Source organism: Mesorhizobium sp. ISC25, assembly GCF_042295465.1.
Lineage (GTDB): Bacteria > Pseudomonadota > Alphaproteobacteria > Rhizobiales > Rhizobiaceae > Mesorhizobium.
This window is the reverse complement of the sequence record NZ_CP135441.1, coordinates 69,149-91,259: the sequence shown is the minus strand read 5'-3', so window position 1 is coordinate 91,259 and position 22,111 is coordinate 69,149. Positions and strand designations below refer to the sequence as shown.

The following is a 22,111-nucleotide window of genomic DNA, read 5'->3' as shown; positions in this document are numbered from 1 at the left end:
ATTATTGTGGCAACGTTGGAAAAGGCTGCCACGGCCTGGCGCCACGGGGTATCCGCGACGCCTAGCGTGCCTAATGGCCGTCGTTTTCGTCTTCCAGGCCTGGTCCGCCAAGCCGGCCTCGTTGGGTTCAGCTAAAGAATAAATCCGGCTAATAACACCGTAAGGAGCAGTGACAGCGGAACGGCCGCAAGACACCAGATCTCCAACGTGTTGTTTTGCAGCGGGTCCATCGTCAGCCTCACTTTTTGGTTTCGTCATTGTGACACTAACGGTTGGTCGGAGGTAGCGGTTCCAAGCGACGCCGTTCATAGAGCGCTGTCTGTGCTGTATATTAGCAACACCTTGACAACCACTGGGCCACGGACCGGCTTGGACAACTTCACTTGGCGCCGGATTGGAGGGGCACTCCGCAGGAATGCAAGCGCCCCTCCGCATCAGCCGTGCGGGGATCGATCGCCGCCCCTGATCAGCGCCGAGCCGGTCATGCCGGAACCAATAACTGCGTCGACCTCCGGCCGAAGTTCCGCTACCACCGAGCCGATCCGCTGTTCACTCCAGCCAGCGATGCCCGTTTACAGGGACCTAAGTCTGACCTGCCTGCGCAATGGTCTTGTGTACGGCCGGCGTCGGGAACAACTGCGGCCGTCTTCAGTTGATGGCGTCACCTCCTTGAGGAGACATCGGCGCAGAATCAGGCCCTTCATGCGCTGATTAGGGTCCACCTGCCATTGCTGGATTTGGCAGGCGGACCCTTGGTTCTGTACGCTCCAGATCGAAAGCGGGTAAGCTCGGGATCACTCACCATCCCAGAAATCCTGCAGAGAAGCATGGCGGGGCCTTCCTCGCCCCTGCGATGCTTGACCTGGCTTGACATCCGAGACGACCGTCCAGCGGGCGCACGCAGCGGGTTCGGAGCCTCAGCCTTCCAGCGCCTCGTGCTGGTAAAGCTCGTCCATGCTGAGCGTCGCAAGCGCGGCGAAGGGCGCCTGCTTTTTCACGCGGCCGTGGCTCAGGATCACGACGTCGTCGCAGAACGAGATGGTGCTGCGGTGATGGCTGATGACGATGGTGGTGCGACGGCCGGCGCGCGACTTGAGCGTCTCGACGATCGCCGCTTCCGACAGCCCGTCCACTGCATTGGTGGCTTCGTCGAGGATGAGGATATCGGGATCGCGCACCAGGGCCCTGGCCAGCGCGATCCGCTGCCGCTGTCCCGCCGAGAGATTGACGCCGCGGTAGCCGACGACCGTCCTGTAGCCCTGCGGCAGTTGCTCGATGAAGCCATGCGCTTCGGCCAGTTTTGCCGCGCGCTCGGCGTCGTCGGCGGAAGCCGAGTCCTGGCCGTAGATGATGTTGTCGAAAATGCTGCCGTCCACCAGTTCCAGCTCCTGGCTGGCGAGCGCGATATGCTTTCGCCATTGGCTGGGGTCGATGCGGTCCAGAGGCGATCCATCGACGAGGATCCTGCCGCTATCCGGTTCGACGAAGCGGCACAGGAGATTGACGATCGTCGTCTTGCCGGCGCCCGAGCGGCCGATCAGCGCGGTCGAGCGGCCGCTGTGGAGGTCGAAACTCGCCGCATGCAGCACCACCGCGCGCTGTTCCGAACCAGAATAGGTAAAGGTGACGTCCTCGAACTTGATGCCTTGGCTGAGCCCGGGGAACGCCGCGTCGCCTTGCGGCGGCTCGGGCTTGCCGGATGGATCCAGCATCCACGTCACCTCTTCAAGCGATCCGCTCAGGCCCTGCAGTTGGCTCCAGGCCATTTGCAGCGACCGCATATAGGGCTGCAGCCGGTAGAGCAGGATGACGAAGGCGACGATCAGCGGGAAGGAGACATTGGCGAACCAGGCGCCGATCACCACCGCCAGGAAGAGCATGGCGTGCAGAACCTCGGTCAGCGGCGGCAACGCTCCCTGGCGCGTCAAAAGCACGAACGCCGCCCGGCGCACCGCATCCGACGCCTGGTCGAATGCCGCCTTCTCGCGTTGCTCCTGGCCGAAGATGCGGATCAGCCGTCCGGCATGCACCAGATGCAACATCTGCGATGCGAGCTGGCTGTTGCGGGAGGCGACGCTGCGGCTCGGCGCCTTCAGATTGGCCGACAGCACGGCGTGCGCGACCTGCACCAGCGCCAGCCCCAGCGTGACCAGCAACGTCATCTGCCACGATAAAAGCAGCAGGAAAGCCAACAGGATGATCGCGGCCGATGCGTTGACGATTGCCCCCAGCGTGATCTGGATGGCATCCGAGGCCCGCCAGGATTCGTTGGAGATGATGTTGAGCAGCCGTCCGGGGCTTTGCTGCAGGAAGAACGGGTAGCCTACCCTAAGCAACTGCTCCGACAGCGCGCTGCGGATCGAATGGCTGGCCTTGCCATAGATGAAGGTGGTCAGCAGCGTGTTGGCGTAGGCGAACAGATTCTTCAGAACGATCGAGCCGAGGATGGCGACCGATATGACGATCAGCCGGTCGCGCTCGCTCAGGCTCGATCCGACATGCTGGAAGACGGCGGAAAAACCAGCCATGCCGGTCTGCCCCTGCCCCATGATTATGTTCAGCAACGGGATGATCAGGCCGATACCAAAACCTTCGAGCGCGGCGCTGAGCAGCCCGAGCACCACCACGGCCGGAAGCAGGCGCAACTGCTTTTGCCCGAGCGCGCGGCGCAGCATCGGCAGGCTGGGCGGCATCAGTCGCATAATGGCGGATCACCTCGCCTCGGCATTTGCCTGTTGCTCCTGTCGCATTTCCGTTGTCTTGGGCGATTTCGCCAGCAAAAGCACCGCGAACTTGGCCGCGCCGAGCAGATTCATGCCGATGATCGGCCAGTGCGACAGCTTGAGTTCACGGTCGAACAGCGGGCCTTTCCTCAGTTCGCGTAAGGCCGCCCTCATAGACCAGTAGAAATGGCGAAGCAGCCACGGCGCGTGGCGGATATGTTTCAGGCAAAGCCCGCCATTGCCCATGCTGTAGTCGCGATGCAGCTTTTCGATGGCTTTGCGGTCGCGTCGGCCGTGATGGTGGTAAATCGTCATGTCAGGCACATATTCGACCGGAATGCCAAGCAGCACCGCCCGCACGAGATAGTCCGTATCCTCGGCGGAGCGCAGCGGGCCGCCAGCGCCGAACCGTTCGTCGAAACGGCCGATGCGGGCGGCAACATCGCGGTGCATCGTCATGTTGCAGCCAAGCACGAAGCCGCCGGGATGGACATCAGGGGTAAGCCGCGCGCGCACCGGCGACCGCTTGATCGTGAACGGCAGGTCGCGGGGATCGCCGATCTCGACGCGGCCGCCGCGGATGACCCGTTCGCCGGCCGCATAGTGCCGCTGCAGATCGCGCAGATAATCCTTGTGGACCGCGCAATCATCATCGACGAAGACCAGCACGCGGCCCCGCGCGCGCTCCAGCCCGGCGTTGCGCGCGGCCGCCAATCCGGGTCGCGGCTCGCAAATGGCGGTGAACGGGATGTCCGACAGTTCGGCTATGCTGGCCAGCCGCTTGGCCGTGCTGTCGGTCGAGCCGTTGTCGACAACCACCAGCTCGGCGGCAAAGTCGGCATGGGCGCGGCACGCGGCCTGGATCGAGCTGATACAGGGCTCGAGTACGGCGACACGGTCGCGTGTGCAGACGATGAAGCTGACCGCCGGCGCCGGTCCTTGCTGCGGCCGCGGCGACATGGCCGCCGGCATCATCGAGCGGCCGCGCTGCTGGAGCTGGTGCGATTTGACGAACATGCGTTGCTAGCTCAACTCAGGGGAAGGCAAAACCGCCGCGGCCGGCACGGATTGCAGATAACGCGACAGGGCATCCACCTGCCGGGTGACCGACATCGAGACGAGACTGAAGCGCGGCGCGAAGGCACCGGTGCGAAACACGTATTGCTCGCGGCGCCGAATGAGCTTCCATTTCGCGGTCCGTGTCAGGAATTCGTGCATCAGCAGCGGCTGTCTTTCTCCCGATATCAGCTGATAGAGGAAATAGAACAGGTTCAGCGTGCCGGCCTGGTAGCTCGGCCGCGTCTCGGCCGGCAGCGCGGCAATCCTTTCTTCCAGCGCAAGGATCCATTCGGCGGCACGGCGAACCGTGTCCATCGACAGGACGTCACCGATGTCGCGGAGGTCTTGCGTCTCTTGTGCGAGCCCTTCGCGCTCGAGGTTCTCGGCGACGATCTTCAAATGCGTCCCGCGCATTTCGCGCTTGTGCCTGTTGGTCACACTGTCGTCATGGATACGATAGGCGATCAGGCTTTCGGGGATCATGGCTGCCGGGTAGCGGGCGGTCAGCCGCCTGAACAGGTCGAAATCCTCGGCATGCTTGTAGCTCGTGTCGTAATATAGAACGTCTTCTTCTATGACATTCCTGTTGTATACCACCGTGGAATGCATGAAGATCGTGAAGAACATCGACAATATCCGCAGGCTATTGTCCTGGAATATCGGATCGGGCGAGCCCCTGACGACGCGGTTGCCGAGCAAGGTGTCGAAGCCTGCACCGCACAGCGCAAGATCAGGCTGCTGGCTGAACAGCGCGATCTGACGCGACAGGCGTCGGGGATAGGCGATGTCGTCGGCATCCATCCTGGCAACCAGATCGCCGCGGGCCACGGCCAAGCCTTCATTGAGCGTTGCGATCAGGCCACGGTTTTCGCGTGAGATGATCGAGATGCGGCTGTCGGCCTGGCGATATTTCTGCAGGATCTGCAGCGAGTTGTCCGTCGAGCCGTCATTGATGGCGACGACCTCCACACGCTCGTAATCCTGGTGCAGGATGCTGCCCAGCGCAGCGGCGAGGTAAGGTCCCGCATTGTAGATCGGCAGCACGACGGACACTAACGGAGCAGCCATGATCAGCTCCGATCGGTTCGGTGCAGCTTGCGAGGCAAGCGCGATGCGCCACCGAGCGGCCTGCCCAGATATGCTCCCGCCGCGACCCATCCGGCATTGCCGGCGTCGATGCCTGCCGGGATGGCGCCGCGGCCCTTTCGAGCAACATAGGGGAAGTGGCGCTTGAGGCTGTTGAGCGGCTTCTCGAAAAGCAGCCACGAGACCGAGGCCAGCATGAGCGTCGCCGTTCCCGTGACCAGGAACCGTCCCGGCCCTTGTTCCGAGACGTTGAGCGGGATCCAGGGCTGCGACTTGACGACCAACGCCAGCACTATCGGGTGGTACAGATAGACGCCGTAGCTGATGCGGCCAAGGCCAAGCAGCGGCGGCAGTTCGAGACCTTTTCCGATATAGCCGCCACCTCCTGTCGAACAGCTTGCAACGATGACCACCAGCGGCACGAGAGGCAGGATCTGCAACAGCAACCAGAGGCCCCATTCCTGCACCGGATTTGCCGGCGCCGGCGCAAACCACTGCAGAACGAAAAACGCCACCGCGAGCCCCGGCCAGCCACCTCGAATCCATTGCGGCAAGCCAGTTGTTCTTGACCGGTAGGCGGCAAGCAGCGCGCCTGACGCCAATGCGTCCATCGACGCCGGCGGCAGCAGGTCGCGCGCCAAACCGGGCGTTCCAGCGATCGGCCAATAAAAGCGATAGGCCAGCGACAGCACGATGACGCCGATGCAGATCGATTCCAGGCGCCGGCGCGGCGCCAGCAGGACGATCAGCGGCCAGACGATATAGAACTGCTCCTCGATGCTCAGGCTCCAGAAATGGCAGAGCAGCCAAGGCGTCCATTCATTCTGCGCTGCGTACCAGAAATTCGACAGATAGAGCGCATGCCAAACCAGCGATCCTCTGGACTGCTCCAGGTCCACCAGCCAGACAAAACCCAGCACGGCGAAATAGGGCGGGAATATCCGCAGCGCTCGCCTGATATAGAAGGATTTCAGCGCCGGTCCGGCTTCGAATTCGGCGGCCGCTCTGGCTTCCAGCAGCAGTCGCGTGATCAGAAAGCCGCTCAGCACGAAGAATAGCCGCACGCCGATATGGCCCCAGAACGAGGACCCGCCGGCCGCGAAGAAGTGGGCGTACAGCACCATCGTCACGGCGATGGCCCTCAGCGCGTCCAATTGGGTGTCGCGCGCATTTCCCATTAGCGGCGTACGCCGGCGGGACGGCGAAACTGCCAATCGGTCAACATGGCGGCGTCGTTCACGGCGCATTTCCAATCGGAAGCGCCCCCCTCACGCAGAATAGGGCCACCATTGTGCAACGCAACACAAAAAGTTGACACATTTGAAACAGGAACGTGAGGCGCGGCTAATAGAGCACAAAAAACAGCGGAAACCAGCCCGAATTGTCCATTTTTGACGATTTTCACGCGCTGCCTTGCCCGCCGATATCGGCGGCAGGGTGCTGCGATGCAGCATGTTCGCCCCCCGTACGGACCGATCTTGGGTTGGGCAGAGACTGCCCCCAAGGACTGGCTGGCGACCGATGCTCGGCGACCTTTCTGCTGCGCTGGCGCAGCAGCTGTTAGCGCGACAACAGCGGGAGCAAGCGCGCGAGCCTCCAGCCCCGCTCCGAGTTACGCCTCCTTGCTGGCATTCGCGAGCCCCACTGTGCGACGCTCCGGGATCCCCACTCCGACGAGTGCACCGGCGAGCGAGAGCAGGGCGGAGACGTCGATTGCCGAGGTGAAGCCATCGCTGAAGGCATGTGTAGACGCGAAGCTTCCGGTCCCGGCGAACACCGCACCGGCGATCGCGATCCCCGACACACCGCCCAGAAAGCGGAATGTGTTGAATGTGCCGGCAGCCTTACCGACTTCCGGCCGCGCGACCGCATTGAGAACCGCATTCTGCGCGGCAGGCATGGCCATCGATACGCCGGCACCGGTAATGATCAGCGGGGCGACTAGCTGGATATAGGGCAGATCAGGTGCTGCGATCTGCGCCAGCCAAGCCATTCCGGCTGCCTGCAGGATCAATCCGGCCACGACAAGCCAGCGCTCGCCGACGCGGTTGATCAGGCTGCCGGCGATCGGTGCAACAACAAAAAGCGTGGCGGTCCAGGGCAGCAATCCCATGCCCGCGCCGAGCGGCCCACGGCTCTGGGAAAACTGCAGAAACTGCGGCAACAGGAATACGAGCCCGTACATGGCGGCGCAGAGCAGGAAGTTCGCTCCTACGCCCGAGGAGAATGCGCGCGCCTGAAAGAACCGCAAAGGCAGCATGGGCTCACGGGTACGCAACTGCCAAAGGACGAATGCGATGGCGAGAAGCAGCCCGGCCGTCAGCGCCGACAGCACTTCAGAGTTGCTCCAGCCCACGATGTTGCCGCGCATCAGACCCCAGACCACTCCAAATGCTGCCGCAGTTACCAGCACGACGCCGAGAACATCGATTGACGTGCCCGGCCCGTGACTCTCCGGAATCCGACGCATCACCAGCGGGATGAGAACGATGCCGACCGGAACATTGAGCCAGAAGATCCAGTGCCAGGAGAGGCCTTCGGAGATCGCACCGCCCGCCATCGGGCCGATGATCAGGGCTAGGCCAGTGATGCTGCTGAAGATACCCAGCGCCTTGCCTCGTTCCTCCGGGGGGAAAGCGACGCTCAGCAGCGCCATGGCCAGCGGCATGACCATTGCAGCACCCGCGCCCTGAACCGCACGGGCCGCAATCAGCAATCCGGCATTTCCGGCGAGCGCGCAGGCAACCGACGCTGCGACGAACAACGCCAATCCGGCAACGAGCATACGGCGTCGGCCGAATCGGTCACCGAGCGCAGCCCCGGTCATGAGCAGGACGGCAAAACTCAAATTATAGGCGTTCATCGTCCATTGCAGCGTCTCCAGCGAGGCATCGAGTTCGACCCTCATCGTACTCAATGCGGTCGCCACGACCATCGCATCGAGAACGACCATTAAGGATCCTATCGACGTGAGGGCGAGAACCCAGACCTTCGTTGATGCCGCACTTTGCTTGCTCATGACTATGGATGCCTCCGGCTTGAACAGAGGGCCCGCCAGGTTCGCAGGGCCCACGATGCAGAGACGGGGAGGCACCCCCAAAGGATTCCAGCTAAGGAAAGTTTTTTCGACCGAATCCTTTTGCCATCGTCGAGCGTCTATAGGACGCTGCGCCCGATGGCGGGCGCCTCTGCCTGGGAGATACGCATGAAATTGACCCTTGTGCGATGACCGGATCCACACCCGGCACGCCAGAAGGACGGGAGCCATTTGACCGGCTGCTCGGCGAATTGCGGCCGAAACTGCACCGTTATTGCGCCCGAATGACCGGTTCGGTGATCGATGCCGAGGATGTCGTCCAGGAAGCTACGGTCAAGGCGCTCGAGGCGTTCCCCGGGACCGGGCCGATAGCCAATGTCGAGGGCTGGCTGTTCCGCATCGCGCACAATGCAGCGCTCGACCACCTACGCCGTCGCGCCAGGGTGGATGCCGCGCATGCCGTCGAGGATATCGACACGATACCTGACCCCGGCATGTCGGCCGAGGGTCGGCACACTGCAGCCGCAAGCCTGCAGACCTTCATGCGCCTGCCCGCCGCGCAGCGTAGCAGCGTCATCCTCATGGATGTGCTCGGCTATACGCTCGAAGAAATCGGCAACATTATCGACAGCAGCGTTCCGGCGGTGAAGGCCGCGCTTCATCGCGGCCGTCTGCGCCTGCGCGAAGTCGCCGGCGAGCCTGACGATAGGCCCGTGCCGTTGTTGGCCGAGCCCGAGCGGGCGCGTCTGGCAGCCTATGTAGAGCGGTTCAACGCCCGCGACTTCGATGCGATCCGCGACATGCTGGCCGAGGACGTGCGGCTTGACCTTGTCAACCGGCTCCGGGTGAGTGGTCGCACGAAAGTGGGCCGGTACTTCCACAATTACGCGAGTATCCACGATTGGCGGCTGCTTCCAGGCCTGGTCGATCGGCACCCAGCCATTCTGGTGATCGATCCGGACGACTCAGCCGGAGGGCCAAGATACTTTATCTTGCTGGAATGGGCGGACGACAGATTGGCGAGAATCCGCGATTTCCGCTATGCGCGCTACACGCTTGATGGCGCCGAAGTGGTGCCTCTGAGGGCATAGCAATTCTCTCTCAGAATATCGAACCGAGCACGGGCCAGCCCGCTTCCTTGGAGACGCACCAGCTATTTTGGATTGCGGCCGCTTGCCATTCAAGCGGCCGCCCTTTTCCACCGATCCTGCTTTAAGCCGGTTGCAACTCCCGGCGCGGCAGCGGCGGGAAGGCGATCGCAATCGCCATCGCGCCAAGCCCGACAAGAGCCGAGCCGATGAACAGCCAAGAATAGCTGGCATAGGCATCGAACACCATGCCGCCGGCGAGCGGGCCGAAAGCCATGCCGAGGCTGGACAGCATGGTTACGGCACCGAACACCGTGCCGAGGATGCGCTGGCCGAAATATTCGCGCGCCAGCACCGCATAGAGCGGCATGACGCCGCCATAGGTGGCGCCGAAGATGACAGCGAGCGTGTAGAATTGACCAAGCTCGCTAACCGCCAGATAGGCGGCGATGACCACGGCCTGTATAGCCAGCCCGGTGATCAGCACCGGTTTGACGCCTAACCGATCGGCAAGCACGCCGTAAAGCAGCCGGCCACCCAGCCCTGCCAGGCCCTCTATGCTGTAGATGCTGACCGCCGCCATCGGCGCTATGCCGCACAGCATGGCATAGCTCACCATATGGAAGATCGGCCCCGAATGCGCCGCGCAGCAGGCAAAGAAGGTCAGTCCCAACACGATGAATTGAGGCGAGCGCAACGCCTGCGGAACCGTCATGCCGGCACCCTCGGCGGCAACGCTTGGGGCAGCGCCGTCGCCCGCGGGCTTGGGCGGTTGGCGCACCAGAAGCGCGGCCGGCAGAAGCAGCACCCACGCCGTGATGCCGATGTCGAACATCGCGGTGCGCCAGTCATAGGCCGAAATCAGCCAGCGGGCGAAGGGCGAGATGGTCATTGGCGCCACGCCCATGCCGGCCGAGACCAGCGAGACCGCAAGGCTGCGGTTCGTGTCGAACCAGGCGGAGGTCAGCGCGATCATTGGCGCGAAGAAGGCGCTTGCCGCGAGGCCGACGAGCACGCCGTAGGCCAACTGGAAAACGAGCAGCGAACCGGTGCGACTGGCCAGGACCAGCGCCAGGCCGAGCAGCACGGCGCCGGTCATGACGACGATGCGGGCGCCGAAGCGGTCGTAAATGGCGCCCCAGGCGAAGCCGCCGAGACCCATTACAAGGAAGTTCAGCGTCATGGCACTCGATATGCCGGCGCGCGACCATTGTGTGTCGAGCGCCATCGGTTCGAGGAAGATCGCCAGCGAGAACATCGCCCCGAGGGCGACACAGGTCATCAGCGCGCCAGCCGCGACGATAACCCAACGATAGGGAAGGCTCATTTCAATTTTCTCCCATGCCGGAAGCGTTGATACGGCACGACTTTTTCGAGCTTCGCCGAGCCGCTTGCGTCCGAAGGACGTTGGACAACTTTTGAATCCGACAATCCGGTTGCATTTTTTATCCAGTCAGGAAATTGCGCCGCTCAATTGGTCCATTCCATTGACCGTGCATCGTCCTGAGCTAGATTTCCAGCCTGGCGATCAGGAGCTATCGGGCATGGAACTTCATCGCGGCCGTCTCATCGACCACATCCAGTTGGTGGTCAGGGATCTTGCGGCCAGCCGGCGCTTTTACGAGGCGGTTCTCAACGTGCTCGGCGTACCGATCGGTGGCGCCGGCACTGATTATTTCTGGGCCGACGAGCTGTTCATCTCCAGCCCCGACAGCCCGGCAGCCCAGGGAAAGCTGACCGGCCGCCATCACCTTGCCTTCCAGGCAAAGGACCGTGCGATGGTCGATACCTTCTACAGGGCCGGGCTTGAGGCCGGCGGCACCGACAATGGTGCGCCGGGCGAGCGGCAGCACTATCACCCCGGTTACTATGCCGCCTTCCTGCTCGATCCCGACGGCAACAATATCGAGGCCGTCCATCACGGCCCGGCCAACCGCAGCGCCGAGTCAGTGAAGATCACGTTCTGATGATCGGGCGATGGGGGCAAGAATCTTGCTTGCGACGGCGTCGGATCGGCTGCGGAGGTCATTCCGCCCCGCCCTATCGCGTCAGTGCCGCCATTTGGCCCACCAGGAAGTCGACGAACAGCCGCGCGCGGACCGGTAGCTGTAGCCCGTACGCATGGACGATGTGCACCGGCATGGTTGGCATCGCCACCTCGGGCAGGATGCGGACCAGGCGGCCCGTGTCGAGATCGTCCTGCACGGCAAACCGCATCAGATGCGCGATGCCGGCGCCGGCAAGTGCCGCATTGCGGATGGCACCGCCGTCGTCGGTATCTAACCGCCCAACCGGCACGATCACCGTACCGTCGGCAAAGGCGATGGGATAGGGCCGGCCAGCCATCTGGTAACGGATGAAGTCATGGTTCGCCAGACCCTCGACCGATGCCGGACGGCCGCGCCGCTCGACATAGGCCGGCGAGGCCACCAGCACGATCGGCAGATTGGCGATTTTGCGCGCGACGAGCCCGGTGTCTGAGAGCGGCCCCATGCGCACAGCAACGTCATAGCCTTCGCGGATCAGATCGGCGTGGCGATCGGTGACGCTGAGCTCGACTTTCACTTCGCCATGCTGCGCAAGGAACGCTTGGGCCCATGCCGCGATCAGGCCGCGACCGAGTTCGACCGGGGCTGTGACACGCAGCAGCCCACGCGCCGTATCGGCCATCTGCACGATGTCTTCGGCATCGTCCAGCGCCCTGAGCAGCGGCGCCACCCGCTCGTAATAGGCGAGGCCTTCGCTGGTCAGCCCGAGCCGACGCGTGGAGCGCTGGATCAGCCTGACGCCGAGCCGGCGCTCGAGCCGCGCCACGCTTTTCGACACCGCCGACGGGCTGGAGCCGATCAGCCGGCTGGCGGCATGGAATGAGCCGGCATCCACGGTTCGGACAAAGGCGACGAGACCGGCAGTCTTTTCGAGGATGGTCGTCATTCCGGAATTCCAGGCACGAAAGAATGGATCATGATGATCCTAATACGCTTTTTGATCATCATTAAATACCGCTCATCGTCGACAAAGGAGAGATTGATGAGCAAGCTGAACGGCAAGGTCGCCATCGTCACCGGCGCATCCAAGGGTATCGGCGCCGCCATCGCCAAGGGTCTTGCCACGGCCGGCGCCGCGGTGATCGTCAACTACGCCTCGTCACGGGAAGGCGCCGACCGCGTCGTCGCCGAGATCGAGGACCGTGGCGGCCGCGCCGTCGCCGCCCAGGGCGACGTGTCGCAATCGGCCGACGTGCGCCGCATGTTCGAGGCGGCGAAGTCAGAGTTCGGCGGGCTCGACATACTGGTCAACAATGCCGGCGTCTTCGCGTTCGAGCCGCTGGAAGCGGTGACCGAGGCCGAGTTTCACCGTGAGTTCGACACCAATGTGTTGGGCATCATTCTGACCACGCAAGAAGCAGTGAAGCATTTTGGCCCGGGCGGCGGCAGCATCATCAACATAAGCTCGGTCGCCAGCCGCAATCCGCAGCCGAACTCGCTCGTCTATGCCGCCACCAAGGGTGCGGTGGACACGCTCACGCTGTCGATGTCGCGGGAGCTCGGCGCCCGCAACATCCGCGTCAACGCCATCGCGCCCGGCGGCGTCGATACCGAAGGTCTCGCGCGCATCGGCATCGTCGGTAGCGAATTCGAGAAGCAGATCGTCGCCATGACCCCGCTCGGCCGCTTCGGCCTGCCCGACGACGTCGCCCGCGTCGCGGTGTTCCTCGCTTCCGACGAGGCGTCATGGCTGACCGGCGAGCGCATCACTGCCTCGGGCGGCTGGCGATAGGCATGGAGGCCGCGGACCTGCCGGCTCGCGGAGCATGCCCCACGCCGCGCGACGCACTGCAATCGATGACAAGAGCGATCCAAGCCCTATGTTTCGGCGGGGGAGGAGCGCCGTGCGCTATCGATGACGGCACAATGCCAGGGAGGTAACGGATGACGGACGACGAAAAAGCAATCCGAAAGCTGGTCGGGACGTGGATGGATGCGAGCAAGCGTGGAGACATTGCGACCGTCCTCAGCTTGATGACGGACGACGCGATCTTCATGGTTCCCGGCAGGGAACCCTTCGACAAGGAGATCTTCGCGGCAGCCGCGCAGGAGACGGCCGGCGTTCATATCGACGGCACGAGCGATATCGTGGAACTACAGCTTCTCGGCAATTGGGCCTTTATCCGCAGCCGCATCGACATGACCGCGACCCCGCCGAATGGCGAGCCGGTCCATCGATCGGGACATGCGCTGACGCTCCTGCGCAAGGAGGCAGACGGTGAGTGGCGGCTGGCCCGCGATGCGAACCTGCTGACTGCGCAAGGCTAGAGCCGGTCTCCGGCATCTCTGCACCGGAAGGCGCGCCAGGGGAGCGATAAAGTGGCGAAGATGCGTTCAAGGTCGCCCTGAACAGCATTCCCCTCCTCCATCTGATCACACCGGCAAGAGGGCATTCGGCTTGACATCGGCGATGGAGGCGAAAGTGTGTGTTTCGCGCACGCCGGGCAGAGGCAGAATAACCCGCTGCAGGAAATCCTGGAACACCGCCATTTCAGCGATCCGCGCCTTGACCAGATAATCGAAACCGCCAACCACCATATGGCACTCCAGAACCTCCGGGGCTTTCGCCACGGCTTCGGCGAAGCGGTCAAAGACATGCGGCGCCGTGTGGTCAAGCCGGACCTCGATGAACACCAGCGTTCCCCTGCCGACCTTGCGCGGATCGAGCATAGCCCTGACCGCTGTGATGAACCCGTCGCGGAACAGGCGCTTCACCCGCTGGCTGGTTCCGGTCGGCGACAGCCCGACACGCCCGGCAAGATCAAGCGTCGTCCGGCGCCCATCCTCCTGCAGCAGCCGGAGCAGGCTGCGGTCTATCTGGTCGAGGTCGTCCATTTCACAATCCACTCTATCTCAGGGATTTATGTGCTGATTTCACGCAGAGATGCCAAAATTAACGTATTTCATCATATAAAACCTCGCAATAGCCTGCGTTTCCGGCACCCACTCAAAGCAGATGTGGTGAGCCGATTTCGACGAACACAGGAGTGCAGGATGACCAAGGAAGCGTTCAGCCCAGCCGGCAAGAGTGCGGCGGAAATCAGCAAGGGAGCGACCGAGATCCTGGTGCTGAGCGAAGCCGACGTGATGGCGTGCATCGACCTCAGCCAGCTTCTCGATGTGCTGGAAGACGGCTTCAAGGCGCTGTCACAAGGTAAGGTCGTCAATCCACCCCGACCACAGCTCGACATCCCCGGAGCCGGCTACAGCCTCGCCATGCCGGCCTGGATGGAAGGCATGAACCTGACCGTCAAGATCGTCAATGTCTTCGAAGGCAACCTGGCCAAGAACCTGCCCAGCCATCTCGCCACCATCAGCCTGTTCGATCCGCTGTCCGGCCTGCCGGTCTGCATCATGGACGGCACCTTCATAACCGCGGTGCGAACCTCCGGCTCCGCCGTGCTGTCGGTGCGCGCGCTTGCCCGCCGGGATGCCAGGATAGCGACAGTGATCGGCGCCGGCGTGCAGGCCGACCAACACCTGCATCTGTTGCCGCTGGTGCGCGACTTTGCCGAAATCCGGGTCGCTTCGAAGAGCTTCGACGATGCGGCAGCACTTGCCCGGCTGCATCCGTCGGTGGTGGCGGTCGCCGACCTCGAGGCGGCGGTGCGCAGTTCCGACGTGGTGTGCCTGGCGACCCACTCCTACCAGCCGGTGATCGACGCAGGCTGGGTCCAGCCGGGCACGCATGTCTCGTCGGTCGGGGTGGCGCCGCCCGGCGGAGAAATGCCGATCGAGCTCATCGGCAAATCCAGTCTTTTTGTCGAAACCAAGGATGCGTTCAAACCGACCCCGGTCGGTTCTTGCGAGCTTGCCGGCTTCGACCCGGATTTCGGCACCGAGCTTGGCGCCATGCTGCTCGACCGCGCGCCGGGTCGCGTTTCCAATCAACAAATCACCACCTACAAGGCGATGGGCATTGCGATGGAAGATATGGTCGCCGCCGATCTCGCCTATCGTTGCGCCAAGCGCCTGCGCAAGGGAAAGCTCATCGTGCTGTAGGCGCGTGCCGCGAGCCAGGCGGGATCGACCTTCCTGACATGGCCCCTTCGCGGAAGCGGCCGGGCTAAAGGCGGCCTCTCAGGCCGGCTCGCGTTTCAATGCCTGCGCCATGCAGTGGATGCCGCCCCCGGTCTTCGAGATTTCGCTCATGTCGATGGCCGCCACCTCGAAGCCGCGCGCTTTGAGCTGACCGATCAGCGTCTGGCTGGACGTCGGCGCGATCACCCTGTCCTTGCCCAGCGACATGAAGTTGCAGCCCAGTGCCATCGTGTCCTGGAAAGGCACGTCGATGATCTCATGGCCCTTGCCCTTCAGCCAGTCGACGATGCCCGGCTCCGTGCAGGCAAGGCAGACGGCGGTCAGTTTTTCAGCGATTGGCACCACCATCAGGTCGATATGCACGTAATACTCGTCGATGAAGGCGACGCGGGTCTCCCAGCCCTCCTTGTCGAACCAGGCCTGCACCTGGCGCGCGCCCTCCTCCTGCGTGCGGGCGCCGCCGCAGCCGATCAGCACCACGCCGTCCTCGATAACATTGAAGTCGCCGCCCTCGAACGTGCCGGCGGTGACCATGTCGTAGATCGGAATGCCGAGCTTCTCATAGGTGCGGATCGCCGCGTAGTTCTCGCCGCGCCGCCACCACTGGGCCATGGCGGTGATGATGGCGCCGTACGGCGTCATGACGCTGGAATCGCGCGAATAGACCTGCATCGGCAGCTCCGGCGTCGGCTCGTGCCAGTGGATGTTGACGCCGAAATGCTCATAGGCGGCAACCAGGTCCTTGTGCTGTGCCTGCGCGATCTGGACGTTGCAAGGCGCCTCGCGCAGATGTTTTCGCGACAGCGAGCTGGTCGAAAGATGGCGTAGGAAATTCGGCGAGCCGAGCAGCACGTCGGTCAGCACATCGGTCTCGTTGGCAAAGCCCCAGGAGGTCAGCGGCTTAGTGCCGCCGGCCGGGTTGCGGCGCTGCAGCGAAAACGGCTCGGCGACGATGCGGTCGTGGACGGTCATGGGGTTCTCCTCGTGAAGGGGGCGGCCTTGGTTGATCATGCGGCTTGGTTGCTTGGTATCCACCAATCCCGTCCGCGCGGGGTGGTGACATATTCCGGCCAGCGAAATCCAATCGGCGGCTCGTAGTCGCAGAGCGGCGCAATCCAGCTCGTGCCGCCGATCCCCCCGCCGGTGCGGGCGACGAATTCGTCCATCGCCGCCTCGCGCGCAGCCTCGTCTTCCAACAGGCGAAGTGTTGCCAGCGCGACCGTCTTTGCGGCGCAGATGACCATCGGGTCGATGGTCGCGGGAATGCCGCCCAGCGCGTTCATCGCCCAGGCCGGATAGGCGTGACCATTCTCCGAGCGCAGCGCCGGCCGGGCGACGTAGACCCTTGCCGTCGGCGTATGCCACGAAATGTCGGTGTAGTCGTCTGAAGTCGAATTGAGCTGCGATGGCGGCAGGTCGCGACGCAGCAGCGCCTCGGCCGCCTGCGGCGCAATCAGCCGCTCCAGTTCATCGATGAATGGTTCCTCGGTCGCCTCGCCGCCGGCATTGACCTGGATTTCTCGGGCGATCGCCTTGGCCGTCTCGTCCCAGCGCGGCGGCCCGACAGCCGCCAGCGCGTCGAAGGCAATGCCGGCCATGACATGATTGGCCAGCCCCGGCCGCGACTTCGACACCCAGTGCCGCTCATGGCGGCAGCCGCTCATCCTGGCGGCGGCCTCCGCATTGCGGTCGAGCATGGCGGTCACCTGCTCGGCCATCGCAACCGTCGGCACGCGGATCATATACTGGATCTCGGCCAGCCCGGCCGGCAGATTGTCGGCGGTCGCCTGCCCGGCGGTCAGGATCGCCTCGCTGATCGACCAGCCGCCCTGATGCGGCAGCATGGAATCGCGCAGCGCCTTGGACGCCATGTACATCATCATGAGCGCGTCATTGGCGCCGGGCGCCCTGACCGCCGAATGCGCCTGCGGGATGGGCGCTGCGTTGCCTGCCGCCCTCGCCCAGTGTTCCGGCTCGTCGCAGATGAAGCGGTAGATCATCGCATAGGCCGCCCCGCAATGCGTGTCCCAGCGCGCCGTGTTGCACAGCGGCAGCATGTAGAAGGGATGGAAGGAGATCATGCCCGCCTGCCCATCGTAATAGCCCTTCGCGGCATGGATCGGCTTCGATCCCCTCACCTTCTCCGCCGGCTCGCCGGTGAAGCGCAGCGTGCCTGATATGCCGTGGCGCTGCATTGCCGCCTTGGTCGCCAGCAGCCCGCCGAGGCTGGCAATGCCGAGGCCGGAATGCGGATCGGTGTGGCCGCCGGCCTGTTCGCCGAGGCCCGGACGCGGTCGCTTCACCGTCGCCGCATCCTGGCAATTGCCTGGCACCGCGTCGTACTCGGCATACATGCCGATCGTCGGGCCGGTCCCATTGGTCCAGTGGGCGCAGAAGGCGGTCGGCATGCCGCCCGAGCCTTCCTCGACCGAAAAGCCTTCGTGCTTCAACTGCTCCACATACCAGGCCGCCGACTGGTATTCGCGCCAGGCGGTCTCGCCGAAGTCGAAGATGGTCCGCGTCCACGCCGACAGCGACGGCTGGATGTCGTCCAGATAGGCAAGCGCGGTCGCTTGCGCCGAGGTCACCGGTTTCTCCATGGCGGAAAGAAAGCAGTGAAGCGCCCCACCAAAAAGTGATATGTTTTCCCGGCTCATGCAAATTCGGTTCACCTTTTGAGAATTCCCTCGACGCAGGCGCTGCGCGCCCTCGACAGTTTTGCCCGCCACGGCAGCGTCTGGCGCGCCGCCGACGAACTGCATCTGACCCGCAGCGCAGTCAGCCATCAGCTTCGCCTGCTCGAACGCGATCTCGGCTTCGACCTGCTCGAGCGCATCGGCAAGGGCGTAGCGCTCACCCCGCGCGGCCAGCGCTATGCCAGCGATGTGCGCAAGGCGCTGACGGTGTTGGGTGACGCGGTGACGCGCCATGCCGGCACCGGCGTCGGCGGCTCGTTTAGTGTCAGTTGCACCCCTGGCTTCGCCTCGCTTTTCCTGTGCACGCACATTGGCGAATTCCGGCAGATGTATCCCGATGTCGCGCTCCGCATCCTGACGCCGCGCCGTCTCGATGACGTCAGCAACGCCGAGGCCGACGCCTTCATCGCCTTCGGTGTCGGCAATTGGCCGAACCGCGCGGTCGAGCTGTTGTGCGAAATCTCGTTCACGCCGCTGTGCAGCCCCACCCTGCTCAACAAGATCGGCGGCTTCTCCAAGCCGGCAGACGTGCTGCGCGCCAATCTCCTGCATCTCGGTGACACCGAGGACTGGGCGCGCTGGCTGGCCCTGTCCAAGGTCGAGAACCCCGACCCGGAAGGCGGCATCTTCTTTTCCGACATGAACCTGGTCTTTTCGGCGGCGATCGCCGGCCAGGGCATCGCCATGGGCGACGAGCTGACCAGCGGCCGGGCACTGAGCGAAGGCCGGCTGGTCCGCCCCTTCGACATAGCGATCAATTCGCCGCGCTCGTATTTTCTGGTTTCCGAGCACGCCAAGGCGGCGCATCCGGTGCTGGAGGCGTTTGGGCGGTGGCTGAGGTCGAAGCTGTCGGAGAACAGGGTTGGGCCGTATTGAGCGAGGCGCCAAAACCGCCAATCTCCCCCCTCGTGGGGGAGATGCCCGGCAGGGCAGAGGGGGGCGCGAAGGAACGCTAACTTTTGCAGCAACTCTGAAACCAGCGATGGGCAGCTCCAGATAGTTGATAGGCTGGCGGGACAGCGCCCCCCTCTGCCCTGCCGGGCATCTCCCCCACGAGGGGGGAGATTGGCAGCTCAAGCGTCCCGCTCACCTCTCCAACATCCACAACAGATGAATCAAATTTGCCGATCAGGCGAAAACTATTCGGTTGCGGTGAGCCGCCGCCCTGCCTACGATTTCGCCTACGCTAAGGAAAGGGCAGGATGCAGCAACCCGGCCGGGCCGCAGAGATCAAGGCAATCGGGATCGGCAAGAGCTTCGGCTCGTTCCGTGCGCTGGACGATCTGACGCTCGATATCGGCCGTGGCGAGTTCCTCACCCTGCTCGGCCCCTCCGGTTCCGGCAAGACCACCTTCCTGATGATCCTTGCCGGCTTCATTCAGCCGACCGACGGTCGCCTTTACAGCGACGGCGTCGACATCACCGAGCGGCCGGCCGAGCAGCGCGCCGCCGGCATGGTTTTCCAGGGCTATGCGCTGTTCCCGCATATGAGCGTCGAGGCCAACATCGCCTTCCCGCTCAAGGTGCGCAAGAAATCGTCGGCCGAGATCAAGCGCCGCGTCGGCGAAATGATCGAGCGCGTCGGGCTCAAGGGCCACGAGAAGAAACTGCCGTCGCAATTGTCCGGCGGCCAGCAGCAACGCGTGGCGTTGGCGCGGGCGCTGGTGTTCGAGCCGGGCGTGCTTTTGCTCGACGAGCCGTTTTCGGCACTCGACAAGGGCCTGCGCGGCCAGATGCAGGCCGAGATGAAGCGGCTGCACCAGGAAACCGGCACCACCTTCGTCTTCGTCACCCATGACCAGAGCGAGGCGCTGGCGTTGTCGTCTCGCGTCGCCATCTTCAATCATGGAAAATTGCTGCAGGTCGGCGCGCCGGACGAGGTCTACGACCGGCCGGACAACCGCTTCGTCGCCGAGTTCCTGGGCGAGATCAACATGCTGCCGCTGAAGGGCGTGCGCCCGGCCGACAATGGCTCGACGGGGGTCTGCGAAGACCGCGCGATCAGCATGCGCTGCAAGGCCGAGAAGGTCCGGGGCGACGCCATCCTGGCTATCCGGCCCGAATACATGTCGATCGCGCCGGAAGCGGCAGTAGGCGAGAACGGCATTGCCGCAACTGCCGTCGCCTCGACTTATCTCGGTGCTGCGACGCGGCTCGATCTGACGACGCGCCAAGGCGCCAAGGTGACGGTGTCGGTGCCGAACGAGGTCGCCGCCTCTGCGCTCAGCAAGGGCAATTCCGTCTGGCTGACCTGGCCGGCGGAAAAGGGTTTCCTCCTTCCGGACGGAGGACAATGACGATCGGCGAGGCGAATTCGCCAAGCTGACTTTCAGGAAATACCAACGACAAAAAAGGGGAACTGACATGACAAACCAAACCAAGAAAAATTCCATCGAGGCGCTGTCCGCCAGGGCAGTGCGCGGCGAGATTTCGCGCCGGCAGTTCACGCAGCTGGCCGCACTGGTGCTGGCCGGCACGCCGATGCTGCTGCGCTCGACCGGCGCCTTTGCCGCGGCAAAGGAACTGGTGCTGGTCAACTGGGGCGGCGACGCCATCACCGCCTATGATGCGGCTTACGGCCAGGCCTTCACCAAGGAGACCGGCATTGTCGTCAAGATGGACGGCTCCGGCCCGACCGAAGGTGCGATCGCAGCGCAGTTCAAGAGCGGCGCGCCGACCTGGGACCTGGTCGACGTCGATCCGTTCTCGGCCATCACGCTCGGCGCCCAAGGCATGCTCGAGCCGATCGATTATGCGATCGTCGACAAGAAGAAGATGCGCGAGGGCTTCGGCTGGGAATACGCCGCCTCGACCTATTTCTTCTCCTACGTCATCGCCTACGATGCCGAGAAATACGGCAGCCAGGCACCGACCGGCATGGCCGATTTCTTCGACGTGGCAAAATTCCCCGGCAAGCGCTCGCTCTACAAATGGGGCGTGTCGAGCTGGGAAGCGGCACTGCTTGCCGACGGCATCGCGCCGGCCTCGCTCTACCCGCTCGACCTCAAGCGCGCGCATGACAAGATCGCCGCCTTCAAGGAGAACGTCGTCGCCTATTGGGGTGGCGGCGCCGAAAGCCAGAGCGTGCTGCTCAATGGCGAGGCCTCGATGGCGATCGTCTGGTCGACTCGGGCTTCGCTGATCGAGCAGGATTCCGGCGGCAAGATCAAGTTCATCTGGGACCAGGGCCTGATCTCGCCCGGCGCGCTCGCCGTGCTTAAGGGCAATCCCGGCGGCAAGGACGCGGCGATGAAGTTCATCGCCAGCACCCAGGACCCGGAGAAGGAACTCATCATGTTCGAAAAGCTCGGCCAGGGTCCGGCCAACCCGGCCGCCGACGCGCTGATCCCCGCCGACAAGAAGCGCATCAACCCCGTCGATCCCGAGAACATGAAAAAGCAGATCCCGCTCGACATGGATTGGTACGCCAAGAACTACGGGGCGGCACTCGACGAATACACGAAGATCATCTCCGCCTGACAAGCCGGGATAACCGGATGAGAGCATACCTCTCCGACAGGATGGGCGCGGCGCTGTTGATGGCGCCGCTGCTCCTCTTTCTTGTGCTGGCCTACGCCTGGCCATTCCTCGGCGTGGTCAAATGGAGTTTTACGCTGCCCACGCCGGGGCTGGGGCAGTACAATGCGCTGCTCACGGATCAGTTGGTGCAGTCGGTCTTCATCCGCACGCTGCGCATCGCCGCGATCGTGACGATCGTTTCGGTTGCCGCCGCCTACGCCATCACCGTTGTCTGGGTGCGCGGCACGCCGGTGCAGCGCGTCGTGGCCGAGTTCTGCATCCTGGTGCCGTTCTGGATCTCGGTGCTGACGCGCGCCTTCGGCTGGGTGGCGCTTTTGTCCAATCGCGGCCTGATCAACACCTGGCTGCAGGCGGTCGGCTTCATCTCGGAGCCGCTGGCGCTGGTGCGCAACGAGTTCGGCGTTATCGTCGGCATGACGCATTTCCTCATCCCCTTCGCCGTGTTTCCGCTGGCCTCTTCGATGCGCAGCCTCGACGACCGCGTGCTGCTTGCCGCGCGCGGCCTCGGCTCCAGCCGCATGCGCACCTTCTGGTCGGTGTTCGTGCCGATGACCCGCTCCGGCATCATCGGCTCGGCGCTGATCGTCTTCGTCTTTTCCCTCGGCTTCTTCGTCACGCCGGCGATCCTCGGCGGCGGCCGCAGCGTGATGATCGCCGAGCTGATCTATCTCCGCATCTTCCAGAGCCCGGACTGGGGCCTGGGCGCCGCGATCAGCGTTGTGCTGGTGCTGTTCGTCGGCGCGCTGATGGCGCTTCTGTTCCGCTATATCAGACCAAAGCAATTGGTGTAGCG

At 63.7% G+C, this 22,111-nt stretch carries 19 protein-coding genes; 9 read left to right on the top strand and 10 right to left on the bottom strand.

What is annotated here, in order from left to right; genetic code table 11:
* Positions 1–917: 917 nt before the first annotated feature.
* From RQ479_RS00450 to RQ479_RS00430, 5 genes are all read right to left on the bottom strand, one after another.
* Positions 918–2,702 carry an ABC transporter ATP-binding protein gene (locus tag RQ479_RS00450; RefSeq protein ID WP_376703716.1) on the bottom strand — a complete coding sequence of 595 codons (1,785 nt, stop codon included), beginning with the start codon at positions 2,700–2,702 and terminating at the stop codon, positions 918–920.
* Between the two features lie 9 nt (positions 2,703–2,711).
* A complete protein-coding gene (locus tag RQ479_RS00445) occupies positions 2,712–3,698 on the bottom strand; it encodes a glycosyltransferase family 2 protein (RefSeq protein ID WP_376706067.1) in 987 nt (328 codons plus the stop codon).
* Between the two features lie 48 nt (positions 3,699–3,746).
* Entirely contained in the window at positions 3,747–4,850 is a 1,104-nt protein-coding gene (locus tag RQ479_RS00440; protein ID WP_376703715.1) for a glycosyltransferase family 2 protein, read from the bottom strand.
* A gap of 2 nt (positions 4,851–4,852) precedes the next feature.
* Complete coding sequence (locus RQ479_RS00435; RefSeq protein ID WP_376703714.1) at positions 4,853–6,046, bottom strand: acyltransferase family protein; 1,194 nt, start codon at positions 6,044–6,046, stop codon at positions 4,853–4,855.
* Positions 6,047–6,480: 434 nt separating this feature from the next.
* Positions 6,481–7,887 (bottom strand): DHA2 family efflux MFS transporter permease subunit, encoded by a 1,407-nt coding sequence (locus RQ479_RS00430; RefSeq protein WP_376703713.1) that lies wholly within the window; start codon positions 7,885–7,887, stop codon positions 6,481–6,483.
* 206 nt (positions 7,888–8,093) lie between these two features.
* Here RQ479_RS00430 and RQ479_RS00425 point away from each other — a divergent pair, with 206 nt between their 5' ends.
* Positions 8,094–8,996 carry a sigma-70 family RNA polymerase sigma factor gene (locus RQ479_RS00425; RefSeq protein WP_376703712.1) on the top strand — a complete coding sequence of 301 codons (903 nt, stop codon included), beginning with the start codon at positions 8,094–8,096 and terminating at the stop codon, positions 8,994–8,996.
* 121 nt (positions 8,997–9,117) lie between these two features.
* Here RQ479_RS00425 and RQ479_RS00420 read toward each other — a convergent pair whose 3' ends face one another.
* Positions 9,118–10,320, bottom strand: coding sequence for an MFS transporter (locus RQ479_RS00420; protein ID WP_376703711.1), 1,203 nt, complete (start codon positions 10,318–10,320; stop codon positions 9,118–9,120).
* Positions 10,321–10,537: 217 nt separating this feature from the next.
* Between RQ479_RS00420 and RQ479_RS00415 the strand changes: the two genes are divergently transcribed.
* Complete coding sequence (locus tag RQ479_RS00415) at positions 10,538–10,960, top strand: VOC family protein (protein WP_376703710.1); 423 nt, start codon at positions 10,538–10,540, stop codon at positions 10,958–10,960.
* Positions 10,961–11,033: 73 nt separating this feature from the next.
* Here RQ479_RS00415 and RQ479_RS00410 read toward each other — a convergent pair whose 3' ends face one another.
* Entirely contained in the window at positions 11,034–11,927 is an 894-nt protein-coding gene (locus RQ479_RS00410) for a LysR family transcriptional regulator (RefSeq protein ID WP_376703709.1), read from the bottom strand.
* Positions 11,928–12,023: 96 nt separating this feature from the next.
* Here RQ479_RS00410 and RQ479_RS00405 point away from each other — a divergent pair, with 96 nt between their 5' ends.
* Together RQ479_RS00405 and RQ479_RS00400 are read left to right on the top strand one after the other, a co-directional pair.
* The gene (locus tag RQ479_RS00405; RefSeq protein ID WP_376703708.1) at positions 12,024–12,773 is read left to right on the top strand and encodes an SDR family NAD(P)-dependent oxidoreductase; all 750 of its coding nucleotides are present in this window, start codon (positions 12,024–12,026) and stop codon (positions 12,771–12,773) included.
* 152 nt (positions 12,774–12,925) lie between these two features.
* Positions 12,926–13,309, top strand: a complete 384-nt coding sequence (locus RQ479_RS00400) for a YybH family protein (RefSeq protein WP_376703707.1) — start codon at positions 12,926–12,928, stop codon at positions 13,307–13,309.
* Positions 13,310–13,414: 105 nt separating this feature from the next.
* On the opposite strand, the gene RQ479_RS00395 is transcribed toward RQ479_RS00400, so the two are convergent.
* Positions 13,415–13,876: an Lrp/AsnC family transcriptional regulator gene (locus RQ479_RS00395; protein ID WP_023720584.1), complete on the bottom strand. Its 462-nt coding sequence runs from the start codon at positions 13,874–13,876 to the stop codon at positions 13,415–13,417.
* A gap of 159 nt (positions 13,877–14,035) precedes the next feature.
* On the opposite strand from RQ479_RS00395, the gene RQ479_RS00390 reads away from it, so the two are divergent.
* Positions 14,036–15,043 carry an ornithine cyclodeaminase family protein gene (locus tag RQ479_RS00390; RefSeq protein ID WP_376703706.1) on the top strand — a complete coding sequence of 336 codons (1,008 nt, stop codon included), beginning with the start codon at positions 14,036–14,038 and terminating at the stop codon, positions 15,041–15,043.
* A 78-nt stretch (positions 15,044–15,121) separates the two neighbouring features.
* Here RQ479_RS00390 and RQ479_RS00385 read toward each other — a convergent pair whose 3' ends face one another.
* Positions 15,122–16,054, bottom strand: a complete 933-nt coding sequence (locus RQ479_RS00385) for a dimethylarginine dimethylaminohydrolase family protein (RefSeq protein WP_376703705.1) — start codon at positions 16,052–16,054, stop codon at positions 15,122–15,124.
* 35 nt (positions 16,055–16,089) lie between these two features.
* A complete protein-coding gene (locus tag RQ479_RS00380) occupies positions 16,090–17,682 on the bottom strand; it encodes an amidohydrolase (protein ID WP_376706066.1) in 1,593 nt (530 codons plus the stop codon).
* Positions 17,683–17,757: 75 nt separating this feature from the next.
* Here RQ479_RS00380 and RQ479_RS00375 point away from each other — a divergent pair, with 75 nt between their 5' ends.
* The 4 genes from RQ479_RS00375 to RQ479_RS00360 all read left to right on the top strand — a co-directional run bounded on the left by RQ479_RS00375 (position 17,758) and on the right by RQ479_RS00360 (position 22,109).
* The gene (locus RQ479_RS00375) at positions 17,758–18,654 is read left to right on the top strand and encodes a LysR substrate-binding domain-containing protein (protein ID WP_376703704.1); all 897 of its coding nucleotides are present in this window, start codon (positions 17,758–17,760) and stop codon (positions 18,652–18,654) included.
* Between the two features lie 326 nt (positions 18,655–18,980).
* The gene (locus RQ479_RS00370) at positions 18,981–20,075 is read left to right on the top strand and encodes an ABC transporter ATP-binding protein (RefSeq protein WP_292659760.1); all 1,095 of its coding nucleotides are present in this window, start codon (positions 18,981–18,983) and stop codon (positions 20,073–20,075) included.
* 67 nt (positions 20,076–20,142) lie between these two features.
* Entirely contained in the window at positions 20,143–21,258 is a 1,116-nt protein-coding gene (locus tag RQ479_RS00365) for an ABC transporter substrate-binding protein (RefSeq protein ID WP_292659759.1), read from the top strand.
* A 17-nt stretch (positions 21,259–21,275) separates the two neighbouring features.
* Positions 21,276–22,109: an ABC transporter permease gene (locus tag RQ479_RS00360; RefSeq protein ID WP_031194462.1), complete on the top strand. Its 834-nt coding sequence runs from the start codon at positions 21,276–21,278 to the stop codon at positions 22,107–22,109.
* Positions 22,110–22,111 lie beyond the last annotated feature (2 nt).

Coding starts and splice junctions, on each gene's coding strand:
- RQ479_RS00450 (WP_376703716.1), bottom strand. CDS start 2,702: ATGCGACTGATGCCGCCCAGCCTGCCGATGCTGCGCCGCGCGCTCGGG.
- RQ479_RS00445 (WP_376706067.1), bottom strand. CDS start 3,698: ATGATGCCGGCGGCCATGTCGCCGCGGCCGCAGCAAGGACCGGCGCCG.
- RQ479_RS00440 (WP_376703715.1), bottom strand. CDS start 4,850: ATGGCTGCTCCGTTAGTGTCCGTCGTGCTGCCGATCTACAATGCGGGA.
- RQ479_RS00435 (WP_376703714.1), bottom strand. CDS start 6,046: ATGGGAAATGCGCGCGACACCCAATTGGACGCGCTGAGGGCCATCGCC.
- RQ479_RS00430 (WP_376703713.1), bottom strand. CDS start 7,887: ATGAGCAAGCAAAGTGCGGCATCAACGAAGGTCTGGGTTCTCGCCCTC.
- RQ479_RS00425 (WP_376703712.1), top strand. CDS start 8,094: ATGACCGGATCCACACCCGGCACGCCAGAAGGACGGGAGCCATTTGAC.
- RQ479_RS00420 (WP_376703711.1), bottom strand. CDS start 10,320: ATGAGCCTTCCCTATCGTTGGGTTATCGTCGCGGCTGGCGCGCTGATG.
- RQ479_RS00415 (WP_376703710.1), top strand. CDS start 10,538: ATGGAACTTCATCGCGGCCGTCTCATCGACCACATCCAGTTGGTGGTC.
- RQ479_RS00410 (WP_376703709.1), bottom strand. CDS start 11,927: ATGACGACCATCCTCGAAAAGACTGCCGGTCTCGTCGCCTTTGTCCGA.
- RQ479_RS00405 (WP_376703708.1), top strand. CDS start 12,024: ATGAGCAAGCTGAACGGCAAGGTCGCCATCGTCACCGGCGCATCCAAG.
- RQ479_RS00400 (WP_376703707.1), top strand. CDS start 12,926: ATGACGGACGACGAAAAAGCAATCCGAAAGCTGGTCGGGACGTGGATG.
- RQ479_RS00395 (WP_023720584.1), bottom strand. CDS start 13,876: ATGGACGACCTCGACCAGATAGACCGCAGCCTGCTCCGGCTGCTGCAG.
- RQ479_RS00390 (WP_376703706.1), top strand. CDS start 14,036: ATGACCAAGGAAGCGTTCAGCCCAGCCGGCAAGAGTGCGGCGGAAATC.
- RQ479_RS00385 (WP_376703705.1), bottom strand. CDS start 16,054: ATGACCGTCCACGACCGCATCGTCGCCGAGCCGTTTTCGCTGCAGCGC.
- RQ479_RS00380 (WP_376706066.1), bottom strand. CDS start 17,682: ATGGAGAAACCGGTGACCTCGGCGCAAGCGACCGCGCTTGCCTATCTG.
- RQ479_RS00370 (WP_292659760.1), top strand. CDS start 18,981: ATGCAGCAACCCGGCCGGGCCGCAGAGATCAAGGCAATCGGGATCGGC.
- RQ479_RS00365 (WP_292659759.1), top strand. CDS start 20,143: ATGACAAACCAAACCAAGAAAAATTCCATCGAGGCGCTGTCCGCCAGG.
- RQ479_RS00360 (WP_031194462.1), top strand. CDS start 21,276: ATGAGAGCATACCTCTCCGACAGGATGGGCGCGGCGCTGTTGATGGCG.